Genomic DNA, 14,821 nt, shown 5'->3' with positions numbered 1-14,821 from the left:
ATTTGAAAGCACTCATCCTCACCAACAGAATACCCTTTCCGCCCAATAGTGGCTATCCGATTGTGGTTTACAATACCATCAAAGGATTGTTGAATCTGGGGGTTGAAATCACTTTGTTTAGTATCAACCCTAAGAAATATCACGTAGATGTAGAAGAGATCTATGATCCTTTGTTTGAGCGTGTCAAATTTTACACCGTTGATCTGGATACGGGGGTTAATGTTTATGGGGCTTTGCTCAATATCTTTTCCAATCAATCTTACAACGTTTCCCGTTATTATGATGAGGATGCCGCCCGTTTATTAGGCGATGTCTTGAAGGAAAATGATTTTGATATCATCCAGTTTGAAGGGCTTTTTGTGGTGCCTTACCTGGATGTAGTGAAAGAAAACAGCAAGGCGAAAGTGATTTATCGCGCCCATAATATTGAGTTTGATGTATGGGAGCGCATCGCGATGACGGAAAAGTTTAGGCCAAGAAGAAGTTACCTTCAATTTCTTGCGCGCCGTTTGAAAGTTTATGAAACAGAACAGATCAATCGTTTTCATCAGGTTTTCGCGATTTCTGAGCAAGACAGGCAGAGCATTTTAAGGTTCGGTTCGGCAACGGCTCTGGAAGTTTTTCCGGTAGCACTCGATTTTGAAAAATATGTAACGGATCCTGCGAAAACGAGTTTCCCTACCTTGTTTCATTTGGGAGCCATGGACTGGCGCCCCAATAGGGAAGGATTGGAATGGTTTCTGGACGAAATCTGGCCGGATATTGAGAAGCTGAATTCTGAACTCCGCTTTTATATCGCCGGGAAAAATATGCCACAGCAGTTTTTTGAATATGATTCTGACAACCTCGTGGTAGAAGGGGAGGTCTTTGATGCCGTAGAATTTATCAATTCTAAAGCCATCATGATTGTGCCTTTGTTGTCAGGAAGTGGCATGCGTGTGAAAATTATTGAAGGGATGGCCATGAGCAAATGTATCATTGCCACCAGTATGGCTGCCGAAGGCATTCGCTGCGAACATGGAAAAGATATCCTCATCGCAGATACCGCGGATGAGTTTTATCGCGCCATCCTGCAATGTATCACCAACCCTAAAAAATGGAAGGAAATTGGGGAAAACGCAAGGAAAACTGTGGAAAGAGACCATGATGTCAAAATCATCGCCCAAAGAATGCTGAATATCTACCAAAAATTACTTACTGTTTAATTTTTACGTACTTTTGCCCACGTTTTTGGCCTGTTAAAGGGTGAATAACTGGATAAAGCAGGCGAAAACAAGCAGAACTTATAAAAATAATAATCCCGGTGAAAGCCGCCTTTTTAAGGTAATTTTCATCGCCATATCATAAAATTATTCCAATGGACAGGCTCGGTTTCCGATCGGTCCATAACCGTTAAAAAACAAAATTATTCTAATGAAAAATACCGCATTAACAGAAAAACACATTGCATTAGGGGCTAAAATGGTGCCTTTCGCAGGTTACAATATGCCAGTTCAATACGAAGGTATCAACGCAGAACACGCAACCGTAAGAGGTTCTGTGGGCGTTTTCGACGTAAGTCACATGGGCGAATTCATCGTTAAAGGTGAAAATGCACTGGACCTGATTCAAAGAGTAACCAGCAATGACGCTTCAAAATTATATGACGGTAAAGTACAGTATTCTTGTCTGCCGAATGAAGATGGTGGTATTGTAGACGATTTATTGGTTTACAGAATGGACGAAACTACTTATATGTTAGTCGTGAATGCTTCCAACATCGAAAAAGACTGGAACTGGATTCAGAAATTCAATGATAAAGGTGTAGAAATGCACAATATCTCTGACCAGACTTCTCTTTTAGCAATTCAAGGTCCTAAAGCAGCAGAAGCTTTACAGAGCTTAACAGAGGTAGATCTTGCTTCTATGGAGTATTACAACTTCGTAAAAGGAACTTTTGCAGGTGTTGAAAATGTGATCATTTCTGCAACCGGTTATACTGGTGCTGGTGGTTTTGAGATTTATTTCGACAATGCACATGCTGATGTGATCTGGGATGCCATCTTCGAAGCTGGTGCTCCTTTCGGTATTAAGCCAATCGGTTTAGGTGCCCGTGATACTTTGCGTTTAGAAATGGGTTTCTGTTTATACGGAAATGATATCGATGATACGACTTCTCCAATTGAAGCAGGATTAGGTTGGATTACTAAATTCAGCAAGAAATTCACCAATTCTGAGGCTTTACAAGCACAAAAAGAAGCTGGTGTTGCCCGCAAATTGATTGGTTTTGAAATGATCGACAGAGGTATTCCCCGTCACGATTACGAGATTGTTGATGCAGAAGGAAATGTAGTTGGAAGAGTAACTTCAGGTACACAAGCTCCATCTTTACAAAAAGCAATCGGTATGGGTTATATCGATAAAGCTTTGGCTAAAGAAGGTACTGAGATCTATATCAATATCCGTAACAATAAAATTAAAGCGAAAGTGGTAAAATTCCCTTTCACTAAATAAGCAATAGAAAATAACATCATTTAGCGACACCCCATTCCATTACCCATACCCATGCAGAAAAGTATAGAAGTTTGTTTAACGCCAGCATTATTAGATCTTTATTCGATAGAAGACCGTGTAGTGGTGGTTATTGATGTGCTGAGAGCGACCTCTTCAATGGTCTATGGAATTGACAATGGGGCCAGCGCAATCATCCCTGTCGCACAGGTAGAAGATTGTCTGAATTACGCAAATGAAGGTTTTCTATTGGCCGCAGAGCGAAATGGAGAAGTGGTTGAAGGCTATGACTTCGGCAATTCTCCATTTTCTTATTCCCATGAGAAAGTAAATGGGAAAACAATTGTACTCACTACAACCAATGGTACCAAAGCTTTACACCTGGCCAGAAAAAGAGCGCATCAGGTGGTTATCGGGTCGTTTTTAAACCTGAAATCACTTTGTGACTATCTGCGCGTACAGGATAAAGGGGTGCTGTTACTTTGTGCCGGCTGGAAGGATAAATTCAATCTGGAAGATACCCTGTTTGCCGGTGCTGTTGTGCGCGAATTGCGCAAAGACTTTTTACATTTCGACGATTCATGCGTTGCCGCAGAAGATTTGTATGATCTGGCAAAAGATGATTTGAGAAGTTACCTTCATAAATCCTCGCACAGTCATAGATTAGCCGAATTGAACATTGAAGAAGATGTGAAATTCTGTTTGCAGCTGAATATCTGTACCGCTATTCCGGTGTTAATCGGTGATAAATTGGTGCCGCTGGAAGCATAGTTCTCCCGGGCTTCTGTAAAGACTCAGGTTTTATCCTTCTATTTCGATAGAACCCTGTTTAAAGTTCAGAATTAGTTCCTGCAGGCTTTCATTGGTCTGAATGGTCTTTAAAGTCTGTTCGTAGGCCAGCCAGTAAATGGTTTCTGCTTTTTTCATATCGAAAGTGCTGATATCTCCCATACCTGTAGGTTCTACAATCGCATTGCAAAATGCAGACTTCTGCTCTGTATCTTTATTTATAGACATCACACCTGCTCTTTTCATGAGCGTAGAGATGTTGGTGATCTTATCTACTTTAGTCAAATGATTACAGGAAGAACCGATGATATAATCGCAATCGCTCATTAGAGGTTCTATCGGAAAGTTGTTCAAAATCCCGCCATCAACATACATCTGATTGTCGATCATGATCGGTCTGAAAATCCCCGGAATACAACTGGAAGCGAGCACCGCCCTGATTAATGGCCCTGAGGTAAAATAAACCAGTTTGCCTTCGCTAAAATTGGTAGCAGCAATGGTTAGTGGAATTTTCAGGTTTTCCATACGGTCTACCGGAAGGTGTTCCTGCAACAATTCCTCCACATGCTCGATATTGATCAGGCCGAGGGAACCTAAAGCTGGTCGGATAAACCGGAATAGTTTTGCTTTAATAAAGATATCAAGGCCGGCTTCCGGATCGATTCCTGAAGCAAAAAATGCACCTGCAATAGAACCAGCACTGGTTCCACTGATGTGGCTAAACTTAATTCCTGCATTTTTTAAAGCTTTTAAGACACCCAGATGAGCGATGCCTCTGATCCCTCCACCTGATAAAACTATTCCTACTTTAACCATACGTTTTTCTTTATCCCAATTACTCCTGCTATTTAGGTTTATATTTTGATAAGTTCAATATTTTTTGAGGATCTTTTTCTGCCATTAGCTGTTGAAGCGTGATATCCTTATTCTCCTCCATATATTTCCGCACCATTTGCCAACCCATCCAGACTCCTAACTTTGGTGCTGATTCCTGTTTGTCTCCTAATCCAGGTGTAAAAGGGCCTTCCCCTAAAAATACTTGTATCTTTTGATAATCGGTTTCAAACAACAAATTGTTCTGCAATAAATAGGCCCAGATGTCAACTTCGTAGGTTTTACACCAATCTATTTGTGATTTGGTATAGCCAATCTTAACAGAATCCGGTACATTGTCAGGTAATACCTGGTCCATGAAATATAAGATCTTGCCATTCTGAACCATTTTCGACAATAAAGTACGGTCTTCATCTTTGGCGGGGAATAAATCCTCACGGGCATAAGTTTCCGTTACTCTGGGCACCACATATTCCGGACTAAAACGACGGGAGAGATAAGTAGGTACGCTTTGTACGATAGCCCCATAAAACTTGCTTTTTTTACCAAGGAACATGTCTAATCCAATTCCGAGATAATCATCACCAATAGGGGTTTGTACTGCAAATCCGGAGACAAAAGAAATCATTCTTGGAATCCTCGCATTCGGATAATAATGTTTTACATATTTAAAGGTTTGTGTCAGGTCTTTTTCAATGTTGTCCATGTTTTTGAAAACACTGTCGGCTTCTTTGTTCAGGTCGGTATAGGCCTGATCTTTATAAAGGGTAGTTAAAATCTCGGTACTGCTATAACTCGGGTCGCCAACCATACGGTGTACGTAATCCTGGTAAAAAGCACCATACTTTTTTTGTAGCATTTCATCGGTCTGTTGCAGGTCTTTCGATTTTCCCTGATACAGGTCCTGATCGAAACGTTCTACTTTTATATCCAACTTGATATCACTCACATCGGGCTTACCGGCCTGCTTACATGAAAAAAAAGCAAGCATAGAAAGAAAAAATAGATAGATTTGGCTGGGTTTTACGTTATATATCATTAATAGCAAATATATAGACATCCCGGAGGAAAATTACAACACATATTGACTGAAAAATGAAAAAAACATACCTTATTTTATTCTTACTGGTATTAACAGGACAACTTTTCGCCCAGCAAGGCGGATCTCCATATTATGGGTTTAGATTAGGCTTAACCGCGCATCCTACTTTAGGATGGGTGAAGCCAGAAGTGGGGAAAGCTGAAGGCCTGGCCATGGGATTCTCTTACGGTTTACTGGGAGATTTTAATTTCGCAGAGAATTATTCCTTTGCTACAGGACTAACGATCACGACGATTAACGGTAAAAGTACGGAGATTAACGCCAGACCTTATTTTAATTCTGCGGAAGGTGGAACTACGGCCTACGACTTAAGATACCGTTTACAATACATCGAAGTTCCATTAACGATTAAGCTTAAAACCAATAAAATCGGCCCTTTAAGATGGTACGGACAATTTGGTATTTCCAATGATTTTAACATCGGTGCTAAACAAAACGCCTCAACGTTAGGTAAGAAAGTGGAGAATGATAGAAACATTTCTGACTATACCAGGTTTTACCGTGCAGGGATGGTGGTTGCCGCAGGTGGAGAATACGATCTTGATGATCGTACCAGTGTAGCGATCGGTTTAACCTTCAATAATGGCTTAACCAATATTGTTAAAGATGGCGACCGCAGGGCTAAAAACCATTATGTAGGCCTTAATTTAGGCGTTTTCTTTTAAGGAATTACGAATCAGATTTTTAAGTACAGACACATGAACATTGCACTGGCACAACTCAATTACCATATTGGGAACTTCGAACACAACACGAAAAAGATCATTGAACATATTGAACTGGCAAAAGCAAAAGGAGCCGACCTGGTGGTCTTTGCCGAACTTGCCGTTTGTGGTTACCCTGCAAGGGATTTTTTGGAGTTTGATGAGTTTATTGAATTGTGCGAAAAGGCAGCCGCAGAAATTGCGACCAAATGTCATGGCATTGCCTGCATCATCGGCTTACCGGTAAAAAACGATGTGCTGGCGGGGAAAGATCTTTATAATGCGGCCTATTTTATCGAAGATGGTCGTATTAAAAACATCGTAAAGAAGGCCTTGTTGCCTACTTACGATGTGTTTGATGAATACCGTTACTTTGAGCCAGCCATTCATTTCGAATGTATTCGTTTCAAAGGACAAAAGATTGCACTGACCATTTGTGAAGATTTATGGAACATCAATAACAATCCTTTATACGCTTCTTCGCCGATGGACGAGCTGATTCGTCAGAAGCCAGACTTGATGATCAATATTGCCGCATCACCTTTTTCTTATTGTCATGATGATGAAAGGGTCGTGGTTTTATCGGATAATGCGAAAAAATACAAATTGCCATTGTTGTATGTGAACCAGGTTGGGGCGCAGACAGAGATCATTTTTGATGGTGGTTCGATGGTATTTGACAAGAAAGGAAAACTGGTTGATGAGATGCCTTACTTCCGGGAAGCGCTGAAAGTTTATGAACTGGAGGGTGGTCATTTCAAAGGTCTCAGCTCGATTGTACATGAAGCAGCACCGGATATTGAGCAGATTTATGAGGCTTTGGTCTTAGGGATCAAAGATTATTTCGATAAATCAGGCTTCAGTAAAGCGGTATTGGGACTTTCAGGGGGCATAGACTCGGCAATTGTTTGCGCTTTAGCTTGCAGAGCACTTGGGCCGGAAAATGTGATGGCGGTGCTCATGCCTTCTAAATATTCTTCCGACCATTCTATTGACGATGCTTTAGATCTGGTTAAAAATATCGGTTGCAAGCATGAGATTGTTCCAATTGCTCCGGCAGCGGATGCTTTTGATCAAATGATGGCACCAGCTTTTCAAGGATTGCCTTTTAACCTGACAGAAGAAAATATTCAGGCCAGGTGCAGGGGGATTATCCTGATGGCTATGTCTAATAAATTCGGTTATATCTTATTGAATACTTCGAATAAAAGTGAGTGTGCGGTAGGTTATGGCACTTTATATGGAGATATGTGCGGTGCAATCGGCGTGATTGGCGATGTGTACAAGATCCAGGTTTACCAGTTAGCAAATTATATCAATAAAGACGGAATCGTGATTCCGGAGAATTCGATCGTTAAACCGCCATCGGCAGAGCTGAGACCGGGACAAAAAGATTCGGACTCCCTGCCGGATTACGATATCCTGGATAAAATACTTTTCCAATACATCGAATTGAAACAAAGTTCTACCGCAATTATTGCACAGGGCTATGACGAAGCTTTGGTGAAAAGGATTCTGAAAATGGTGAATAATGCGGAATTTAAGCGTTATCAGACACCACCGATTTTAAGGGTGTCACCAAAAGCATTTGGAATGGGCAGAAGGATGCCGATTGTAGGGAAATACCTTTCTTAGGAATTAGTAATTCTAATCAATGGGATGATTCTAAGTAGTTCCACAATACTGTCAAAAGAAAAGCGCCTGAATTTTTATGATTCAGGCGCTTTTCTTTTGATGAAGAGTTTCTCTTTTGAATAGGTTTCCCTGAATTAAGGGCTCTTAAACTGCTTTTTTAACCCATTTCTTATAAGGAATGATCAAAGCTAATACCACCGCAATCATCGTAAACAGTTTCGCAATCAGGTCGCCATTCTGAACGTAGAAAGTCAGGTCACTATTCAGGTTGATGTCTGCTTTTAATGCAGTACGCGTCCACCATTTACTTTGTTTGATGATGTTTCCTTTTTGATCAATAAAAGCGGAGATTCCGGTGTTCGCAGAGCGGACTACCCAGCGTCTGGTTTCAATCGCGCGTAATTTCGCGTATAAGAGGTGTTGATCTTTTCCGGAAGTGTTTCCCCACCAGCCATCATTGGTGATGATAGCGATGAACTGAGCGCCATCCTTAACGGATCTACCTACCCAGTCTCCCCATAAAGATTCATAACAAATCACGGGAGCAACGCCTACACCGCTTTGTGCATAGAATACGCCAGGGTTTTCCTGCCATCCCCAGCCACCAACGGTACCACCCAGTTGTGCAAAAACAGGAGTCAGGAAGGCCAGTGTTTCCGGGAAAGGCATTTTTTCTACGCCGGGAACTAATTTCGATTTATGGTAGAACTGCACATTTGCAGAGTTCTCTACCTGCATTGCGGCATTGAAGTTGTCGATATATAAACCACTGTTCGGGTCTAGCTTAGCACTTATCGTTTGTTTATCATTATACACCTTAATACTTTCAATTCCGGTGATCAATGTGCCGTTTTTATACTTCGAAATAAAGTCCTGAAGCAGGATGAAATCCGGATTGCTTCTGATTCTGTCTTCGTCGCTATAATTAGGAATCGCCGTTTCCGGCCAGATGAAATATTCAGTGTTTACCTGTCCTACAGAATCAGAAAGCTTGGTAAGTACGCGCAATTGCTCTTGTGTAGAAATGCCACCTAGTTTTTGATAGGGATCGATGTTCGGCTGAACAGTTACCACATTTACCGGTACAGATTTTTCTGTATAGGTCGTATACCGGATTAATGATGCTGCAATAGGGATCAAAATCACCGCTGCAAATATCATTACCGGTTTAAATTTAAGCTTGCCGGTTTGAGTTTTCCAGGCCTGATAAGCTTCAAAAGCAAGGATATTACTGAGCAGAATCCACAAAGAACCGCCATATACTCCGGTAAATTCATACCACTGCACCAATTGGTGACTCGCAGCAAAACCGTTTCCGAGGGTCATCCAAGGGAAAGCAAGATCCCAGGTCTGGTGGAGGTATTCCATCGCAATCCAGAAACTGATTAATCCGGTATAAGCGACCCATTTACTGGTGTACTGGCCTAAACGGTAATACAACCAAAAAGCAAAAGTCATCAGTAAAGCACCCAGACCATAAGGAATAAGTGAAATCAAGAAGGCTACAAAAGGGTTGTTATATGCACTAACGGCATTGTAAACCCAGTAAATACAAGCCGTATTCCAAATCAGGAAGGTAAGTCCGGCAGTTAAAAATACTTGTTTTCCTTTTTTTGCTTTGTTACCAGGAGCAGCATCCATAGAGCCAGCATTATTACCCGTTGTAACGCTATTACTATTGCGGATTTTCGAAATGGCGATTAGCAAAGGCACCAGACCAACCAGTAATAAAGGCGTGGTAAAAGGAATAGGCGGCCAGGCCAGCCACATTAAAAATGCGCTTAATAAGGCAAGGAGCGTAGTTTGTTTTGAATTCATTGGTGTTGAAATGGGGGATGGGGTAAAAGAAACTGCCAGCGGGTGCCGGCAGTTTTTATTTTTTAAAGCTCATTAAAAGCTGTCCAGAATGTCTGCTTTTTTCGCTTCATATTCTTCCAGTGTAATCAATTGTTTATCATACAATGTTTTTAATTTTCTCAGTTTCAGCGTAGTTTCATCTTCCGGTTCTTCTACAGGAACAGGGGCTGTATATGGGGTAACATAAGGCTGCGCTACCGGAGCAATAAAGGCAACTGACTCTTCCTCTACAACAGGGACTGGAGCTGTGCTAACCGTTACCGGCGAGGTTGAAGAACGTCTTTCCTCTAATTCTATTTGTCTTTGTTGTTCTTTAAAAGCTTCCAGTTGCTCATGAGCAGCCTGGTATAATTTACGGGCCTGTACTTTTGGAATATATTCGGTAATGATATTTTCGCCATAAGTAGGGACACAGATAAATTTAGAGCCAAAGATTTCCTCTTTAAAAGAAACCTCTTTGATCGTTTTCCAGGAGATATCTTTGAAGTTCATGGTGATCCCGAAATTTCCCGGCTCGCAATAGAAAATACGTTTATTACTTACCACAATGCAGGTAGGCAGTAGATTTACGGCAGGTCTTTTTTGAACCGCCATATAAATCAGCTCCTCATTTGCACTGAGCATATCATTTAGTTTTCCTAAAACCTTTTCAACGGCTTTCGGATCTTGTTCGTCACTTAAAAATCTATCAATTAATATCATATAAATGCTTTTTAGAATACTATCAAAAATTGAACCTGAAATGTGCCTCTTTTAACCGGGAACGCGTCAATGTCTGAGGATTAATCTTCTTCTGACTCCTCCTTATTATATTTCGACTTCTTCACCGGTTCTTTTCCGGCGATACAAATTACGAATTCACCTTTCAGAATATTGTTCTCAAAATGTTCTTTGATTTCCAGCAAAGTACCCCTTACCGTCTCTTCGTACATTTTTGTCAGCTCTCTGCTCACGGAAGCCTGACGGTCTTCGCCACAGTATTCTGCAAATTCTTCCAGGGTTTTCAATAATCTATGCGGACTTTCATATAGAATAATCGTACGATCTTCTTCTGCTAACTTCTTAAAACGAGTTTGTCTGCCTTTTTTTACCGGCAAAAAGCCTTCAAAAATAAAGGTATCGGCAGGGAGACCAGAGTTCACCAAAGCGGGTACGAAAGCCGTTGCACCAGGTAAACATTCTACGGCAAGGTCATTTTTTATGGCCTCTCTTACCAGGAAAAACCCGGGGTCAGAAATCGCCGGAGTCCCTGCATCAGAGATCAGCGCCACATTTTTTCCTTCTTTCAGAAATTTGATGATCTCAGAAGTTGCCTGATGTTCATTATGCTGGTGGTGAGAATATGCTTTTTTATCGATCCCAAAATGTTTGAGCATCGGCGCACTGGTACGCGTATCTTCGGCCAGAATTACATCTGCCTCTTTTAAAATCCTTATCGCCCTGAAGGTCATATCCTCAAGGTTGCCAATCGGCGTGGGAACAAGAAATAATTTGCCTTCCATAGTATTTTTGTCGTCAGCTCCGCCAAAATCGAGCAGCTGTGGAAGGATATTATCCTACAGATGCCTGATGGGGGTTCGCAATGACGTTTAAGTTATTATCTTTGTTTAAAATATAAAATAATGCTGCAAGTTAACTATATCCGCGAAAATAGAGACAAAGTTTTAGAACGACTGAGTGTACGTAAATTCAAACAACCAGAATTGGTTGATGAAATTATTAAAATTGATGAAGAGCGTAGACAAGCTCAAACCTCCTTAGATTCACTTTCTGCGATTGCAAATGCCAGTGCTAAACAAATTGGCGAGCTGATGCGTACAGGGAAAAAAGAGGAAGCGGAAGTATTAAAGTCGGAGACTACAGCGAATAAAGAGCAGATCAAAAATCTTTCAGAAGTACTCACTGCTGCAGAAGAGAAATTGTTTCAATTGATCGTTCAATTGCCAAACTTACCCCATGAATCTGTAGCTACAGGAAATACTGCCGAAGAAAATGAAGAAATATTTATCCACGGTGAACCAGTCGTATTGGGCGAAAACGCAGTACCACACTGGGAACTGACTACCAAATACGACATCATCGATTTCGAACTGGGTGTAAAAATTGCTGGTGCAGGATTTCCGGTATATAAAGGAAAAGGTGCGCGTTTACAAAGAGCCCTGATCAACTATTTCCTGGACAAAGCAGTTGATGCGGGTTACAGGGAAATGCAGGTGCCACATTTGGTAAATGAAGCTTCAGGCTTTGGAACCGGACAATTGCCAGATAAAGAAGGACAAATGTACCATTCAGGTGTAGACAACCTTTACCTGATTCCTACCGCAGAAGTACCGGTAACGAATTTATACCGTGATGTGATTTTGAAAGAAGAAGAACTTCCGGTTAAAAATACGGCATATACGCCATGTTTCCGTCGCGAGGCTGGATCTTATGGGGCACACGTAAGAGGTTTAAACCGCTTACACCAGTTTGATAAAGTAGAATTGGTGCAAGTAGTACACCCGGAAAAGTCTTATGAAACCTTAGAGCAGATGAGTGCTTATGTACAGGACTTATTAAAGGACCTTGGCTTACACTTCCGCGTTTTACGTTTATGTGGTGGCGATATGGGCTTTACTGCCGCCATGACTTACGATATGGAAGTATGGAGTGCAGCACAACAACGCTGGTTAGAAGTTTCTTCTGTTTCTAACTTTGAAACTTACCAGAGTAACCGCTTAAAATTAAGGTTTAAAGGTGCTGCAGGTAAAGCGCAACTGGCACATACCTTAAATGGAAGTGCATTGGCATTACCACGTATTGTAGCTTGTATTCTGGAAAACAACCAAACCGATAAAGGAATTAAGATTCCTGAAGTATTGGTAAAATATACAGGATTCGAATATATCGACTAATTCCGGATAAGGAATACCTGAAATAAAAGAGAAGGCCATGATTATATCATGGCCTTCTCTTTTGAAAACATTCTGAAAAACAAAAAAACCTTCTCCATGACGGGGAAGGTTTTTTTATTCATCGGTAGATGATACTATTATAAAATTAAGATTAACAACAGAATGATAATGATAATCGCGCCAACAGAAAGATAAACACCACCACCTACAGCTTTAGATTGTTTTTTCAACTCTCTAAGTTCTTTACGCAGTTCTTTTTTCTCTGTTTTGGATAAATTAGATTTATCCATCGACCTGATTTCCTCTACACGTTCTGTAATTCTTTTCAATTGAACCTGTTGTTCCGCGGTCATTTCCGTTTTACTTTTTTCAGGTTTCCCAGCCGCAACAACAGTGTTTGCGCTAACGCCCAGCATAAAAATTAAGGCTAATGAGTAGATGAATTTTTTCATGTGATTAAGGTTTTATAACTTACAATTACCTGATAAACAAAAAACCTACCAAAAAATATTGGTAGGTTTTTTATTAAGGATTCTGAGCTTCAAAAGCTGTTAATTTTAGTATGCCTGAGGCATATAGGAAATATAAATTAATTTCTATGCCGGCTGCTAAAACTAAGCGAACAAACAGAAAGTGTGTGTTCCACAGGTCAGCTTACTTAATTTCAAACACCGTATTCATGGTGTAATTCAGTTTAATCTTTTTGAAATCGATCTCCGGAGCAGGGGCACCGGCCATATCTGCACTTTCTGACGATTTCATCATCATCACATTGCGGTACATTGGCTGTGGGAAAGACTCATTGTTCAGCTCCTGAATGTCAATTACGCTTCCTAACTTATCGCCAATAGCTTCCACCAGGTAAGTTGCTTTTGCTTTCGCAGCTTGCAGTGCTTTAATTTTCAATTCTTTTTTCAAGGCTTCAATTTTCGAATAATCGTAGCTATCGATATTGGTATAAGCAACGCCTTTCGGATCGATATCGCCAATGATCTCATTGAATTTATTCAGGTCGCCTACTTTTAAACGGTATTGTTTGCTCACCAGAAAATCAGGATTTTTCTTTTTCTGTGCTACGGTATAACCCGATAAATTATTGATTGTTAAATTCTCTTTTGGAATTCCAGCTTCCTGAATAGCGGTATACAACTGGTTTTCTAAAGTAGTGATGTCTACTTTTTTCTTGCTGTTGTTATCTTTTAAATATTCTTTCAGGGAGATGCTGATGTAAATGATATCCGGAGTAACCTCTGTTTCGGCAGAACCGCTCACACTAATCTTTTTTCTCAGGTCTACTTGTTGAGCCATGGCACTTAAACTGAATAAGGCAACAAAGGCAAGGGCAAATAACTTTTTCATAATAGATGTTTTTCTTGTAATGTATTTGGTAAGAAGATGTAAATATCGGACCAATTCCATAGCAGTCGCTGATATAATTTATCAAATATCGTTTAACTCATTCATAATGAGAAACAAAAAAGCCCGTAAAGCAATTGCTTTACGGGCTCATCAGATTTTATATTTTAATTAATCTTCTGCGATTTCATTGTTAATGCCAATCTCTTCATTGATCTCTTCCTTGAAGTAAGACTTCTGATAGATCAGGATCAACACCACACCAATAGAAATGGCTGCATCAGCAAGGTTAAATACCGGTCTGAAGAAGATATAATCTTCGCCACCCCAGATGGGTACCCATTTAGGAAACACGCCTTCTACCAGCGGGAAGTAGAACATGTCTACTACTCTTCCATGAAACCAACCAGCGTATCCGTAGATCTTACCATAGAACACTGAGTCAATAATATTGCCCAATGCGCCGGCGAAGATCAGGGCTACATTCATAATTAAGCCTCTGTGGTATTTTCTCTGGATCAGGTAATGTAAACCATAACCGATACCTGCTACCGCAGCAATTCTAAATAAAGAAAGGGATAGTTTTCCAAATTCTCCACCAAATTCAAGCCCGAAAGCCATTCCATTGTTCTCCGTGAAGTGGATAATACACCAGTCTCCGATAATCTTGAACTCCTGTCCAAGGTACATATTAGTCTTTACCCATGTTTTAATCAGCTGGTCGGCGATTAAAATCAAAAAGATAATCAATAAAGGTTTAGTGTATCCCTTCATTAGCTCTGCTTCAATTTTGCTTCCATACTCAGGGTCGCATGAGGAACCGCACGAAGACGTTCCTTTTGAATCAGCTTACCTGTTTCGCGGCAAATGCCATAAGTTTTGTTCTCAATACGTACTAGTGCCGCTTCAAGATTTTCAATGAATTTCTTCTGACGTGCAGCCAGCTGATTCAATTGTTCTTTCTCTAAAGTTGCAGAGCCATCTTCTAAAGTTTTATAAGTTCCTGAAGTATCTTCAGTTCCGTTAGAGTTCGGGCTACTTAATGAGCTGGTCAGTGAAAGAAATTCTTCTCTCGCCATACGTAGTTTTCCTTGAATAAGTTCTTTAAACTCTTGAAGTTCACTATCTGAATACCGTGTTTTTGTAGCTTTTTCCATAAT

Annotated in this window: 15 protein-coding genes; 6 read left to right on the top strand and 9 right to left on the bottom strand. The window is 40.6% G+C overall.

Annotated features, from left to right (window positions below; translation table 11 throughout):
* The first annotated feature begins 2 nt into the window (after window positions 1-2).
* From R2Q66_RS02185 to R2Q66_RS02175, 3 genes are all read left to right on the top strand, one after another.
* Entirely contained in the window at window positions 3-1,205 is a 1,203-nt protein-coding gene (locus R2Q66_RS02185) for a glycosyltransferase (RefSeq protein WP_316746356.1), read from the top strand.
* Between the two features lie 208 nt (window positions 1,206-1,413).
* Window positions 1,414-2,493 (top strand): glycine cleavage system aminomethyltransferase GcvT, encoded by a 1,080-nt coding sequence (gcvT, locus tag R2Q66_RS02180; RefSeq protein ID WP_316746355.1) that lies wholly within the window; start codon window positions 1,414-1,416, stop codon window positions 2,491-2,493.
* Window positions 2,494-2,544: 51 nt separating this feature from the next.
* Window positions 2,545-3,261: a 2-phosphosulfolactate phosphatase gene (locus R2Q66_RS02175; RefSeq protein WP_316746354.1), complete on the top strand. Its 717-nt coding sequence runs from the start codon at window positions 2,545-2,547 to the stop codon at window positions 3,259-3,261.
* 30 nt (window positions 3,262-3,291) lie between these two features.
* Here R2Q66_RS02175 and R2Q66_RS02170 read toward each other — a convergent pair whose 3' ends face one another.
* Both R2Q66_RS02170 and gldB read right to left on the bottom strand, forming a co-directional pair.
* Window positions 3,292-4,095 carry a patatin-like phospholipase family protein gene (locus R2Q66_RS02170; RefSeq protein ID WP_316746353.1) on the bottom strand — a complete coding sequence of 268 codons (804 nt, stop codon included), beginning with the start codon at window positions 4,093-4,095 and terminating at the stop codon, window positions 3,292-3,294.
* Between the two features lie 28 nt (window positions 4,096-4,123).
* Window positions 4,124-5,104 carry a gliding motility lipoprotein GldB gene (gene gldB, locus R2Q66_RS02165; protein WP_316746352.1) on the bottom strand — a complete coding sequence of 327 codons (981 nt, stop codon included), beginning with the start codon at window positions 5,102-5,104 and terminating at the stop codon, window positions 4,124-4,126.
* A 104-nt stretch (window positions 5,105-5,208) separates the two neighbouring features.
* On the opposite strand from gldB, the gene R2Q66_RS02160 reads away from it, so the two are divergent.
* Both R2Q66_RS02160 and R2Q66_RS02155 read left to right on the top strand, forming a co-directional pair.
* Complete coding sequence (locus tag R2Q66_RS02160) at window positions 5,209-5,880, top strand: porin family protein (protein ID WP_316746351.1); 672 nt, start codon at window positions 5,209-5,211, stop codon at window positions 5,878-5,880.
* Window positions 5,881-5,913: 33 nt separating this feature from the next.
* A complete protein-coding gene (locus R2Q66_RS02155; RefSeq protein ID WP_316746350.1) occupies window positions 5,914-7,554 on the top strand; it encodes an NAD+ synthase in 1,641 nt (546 codons plus the stop codon).
* Between the two features lie 144 nt (window positions 7,555-7,698).
* Here R2Q66_RS02155 and lnt read toward each other — a convergent pair whose 3' ends face one another.
* The 3 genes from lnt to rsmI all read right to left on the bottom strand — a co-directional run bounded on the left by lnt (window position 7,699) and on the right by rsmI (window position 10,913).
* A complete protein-coding gene (gene lnt, locus R2Q66_RS02150; protein ID WP_316746349.1) occupies window positions 7,699-9,372 on the bottom strand; it encodes an apolipoprotein N-acyltransferase in 1,674 nt (557 codons plus the stop codon).
* 72 nt (window positions 9,373-9,444) lie between these two features.
* Complete coding sequence (locus R2Q66_RS02145; RefSeq protein ID WP_316746348.1) at window positions 9,445-10,113, bottom strand: PH domain-containing protein; 669 nt, start codon at window positions 10,111-10,113, stop codon at window positions 9,445-9,447.
* 80 nt (window positions 10,114-10,193) lie between these two features.
* Window positions 10,194-10,913, bottom strand: a complete 720-nt coding sequence (rsmI, locus tag R2Q66_RS02140; RefSeq protein WP_316746347.1) for a 16S rRNA (cytidine(1402)-2'-O)-methyltransferase — start codon at window positions 10,911-10,913, stop codon at window positions 10,194-10,196.
* Window positions 10,914-11,033: 120 nt separating this feature from the next.
* Here rsmI and serS point away from each other — a divergent pair, with 120 nt between their 5' ends.
* Entirely contained in the window at window positions 11,034-12,305 is a 1,272-nt protein-coding gene (gene serS, locus R2Q66_RS02135) for a serine--tRNA ligase (protein ID WP_316746346.1), read from the top strand.
* A gap of 137 nt (window positions 12,306-12,442) precedes the next feature.
* On the opposite strand, the gene R2Q66_RS02130 is transcribed toward serS, so the two are convergent.
* The 4 genes from R2Q66_RS02130 to R2Q66_RS02115 all read right to left on the bottom strand — a co-directional run bounded on the left by R2Q66_RS02130 (window position 12,443) and on the right by R2Q66_RS02115 (window position 14,818).
* On the bottom strand, window positions 12,443-12,757 hold the full coding sequence (locus R2Q66_RS02130) for a hypothetical protein (RefSeq protein ID WP_316746345.1): 315 nt from the start codon (window positions 12,755-12,757) through the stop codon (window positions 12,443-12,445).
* A 202-nt stretch (window positions 12,758-12,959) separates the two neighbouring features.
* Window positions 12,960-13,664, bottom strand: coding sequence for an SIMPL domain-containing protein (locus R2Q66_RS02125; protein WP_316746344.1), 705 nt, complete (start codon window positions 13,662-13,664; stop codon window positions 12,960-12,962).
* Window positions 13,665-13,832: 168 nt separating this feature from the next.
* Complete coding sequence (locus R2Q66_RS02120) at window positions 13,833-14,435, bottom strand: lipoprotein signal peptidase (protein WP_316746343.1); 603 nt, start codon at window positions 14,433-14,435, stop codon at window positions 13,833-13,835.
* Window positions 14,435-14,818: a TraR/DksA family transcriptional regulator gene (locus R2Q66_RS02115; protein ID WP_062550535.1), complete on the bottom strand. Its 384-nt coding sequence runs from the start codon at window positions 14,816-14,818 to the stop codon at window positions 14,435-14,437. Before R2Q66_RS02115 ends, R2Q66_RS02120 begins: the two co-directional genes overlap by 1 nt.
* Window positions 14,819-14,821: the final 3 nt, after the last annotated feature.

It is taken from the genome of Pedobacter gandavensis (genome assembly GCF_032677645.1).
Taxonomy (GTDB): Bacteria; Bacteroidota; Bacteroidia; order Sphingobacteriales; family Sphingobacteriaceae; genus Pedobacter; species Pedobacter gandavensis_A.
Note: the sequence above shows the minus strand (reverse complement) of the source record. Positions and strands in the feature narration are given on the sequence as shown.

Bases quoted from the DNA above. Each gene is read 5' to 3' on its own strand.
- gcvT (WP_316746355.1), top strand. From the start codon at position 1,414: ATGAAAAATACCGCATTAACAGAAAAACACATTGCATTAGGGGCTAAA.
- R2Q66_RS02175 (WP_316746354.1), top strand. From the start codon at position 2,545: ATGCAGAAAAGTATAGAAGTTTGTTTAACGCCAGCATTATTAGATCTT.
- R2Q66_RS02170 (WP_316746353.1), bottom strand. From the start codon at position 4,095: ATGGTTAAAGTAGGAATAGTTTTATCAGGTGGAGGGATCAGAGGCATC.
- gldB (WP_316746352.1), bottom strand. From the start codon at position 5,104: ATGCTTGCTTTTTTTTCATGTAAGCAGGCCGGTAAGCCCGATGTGAGT.
- R2Q66_RS02160 (WP_316746351.1), top strand. From the start codon at position 5,209: ATGAAAAAAACATACCTTATTTTATTCTTACTGGTATTAACAGGACAA.
- R2Q66_RS02155 (WP_316746350.1), top strand. From the start codon at position 5,914: ATGAACATTGCACTGGCACAACTCAATTACCATATTGGGAACTTCGAA.
- lnt (WP_316746349.1), bottom strand. From the start codon at position 9,372: ATGAATTCAAAACAAACTACGCTCCTTGCCTTATTAAGCGCATTTTTA.
- R2Q66_RS02145 (WP_316746348.1), bottom strand. From the start codon at position 10,113: ATGATATTAATTGATAGATTTTTAAGTGACGAACAAGATCCGAAAGCC.
- rsmI (WP_316746347.1), bottom strand. From the start codon at position 10,913: ATGGAAGGCAAATTATTTCTTGTTCCCACGCCGATTGGCAACCTTGAG.
- serS (WP_316746346.1), top strand. From the start codon at position 11,034: ATGCTGCAAGTTAACTATATCCGCGAAAATAGAGACAAAGTTTTAGAA.
- R2Q66_RS02130 (WP_316746345.1), bottom strand. From the start codon at position 12,757: ATGAAAAAATTCATCTACTCATTAGCCTTAATTTTTATGCTGGGCGTT.
- R2Q66_RS02125 (WP_316746344.1), bottom strand. From the start codon at position 13,664: ATGAAAAAGTTATTTGCCCTTGCCTTTGTTGCCTTATTCAGTTTAAGT.
- R2Q66_RS02120 (WP_316746343.1), bottom strand. From the start codon at position 14,435: ATGAAGGGATACACTAAACCTTTATTGATTATCTTTTTGATTTTAATC.
- R2Q66_RS02115 (WP_062550535.1), bottom strand. From the start codon at position 14,818: ATGGAAAAAGCTACAAAAACACGGTATTCAGATAGTGAACTTCAAGAG.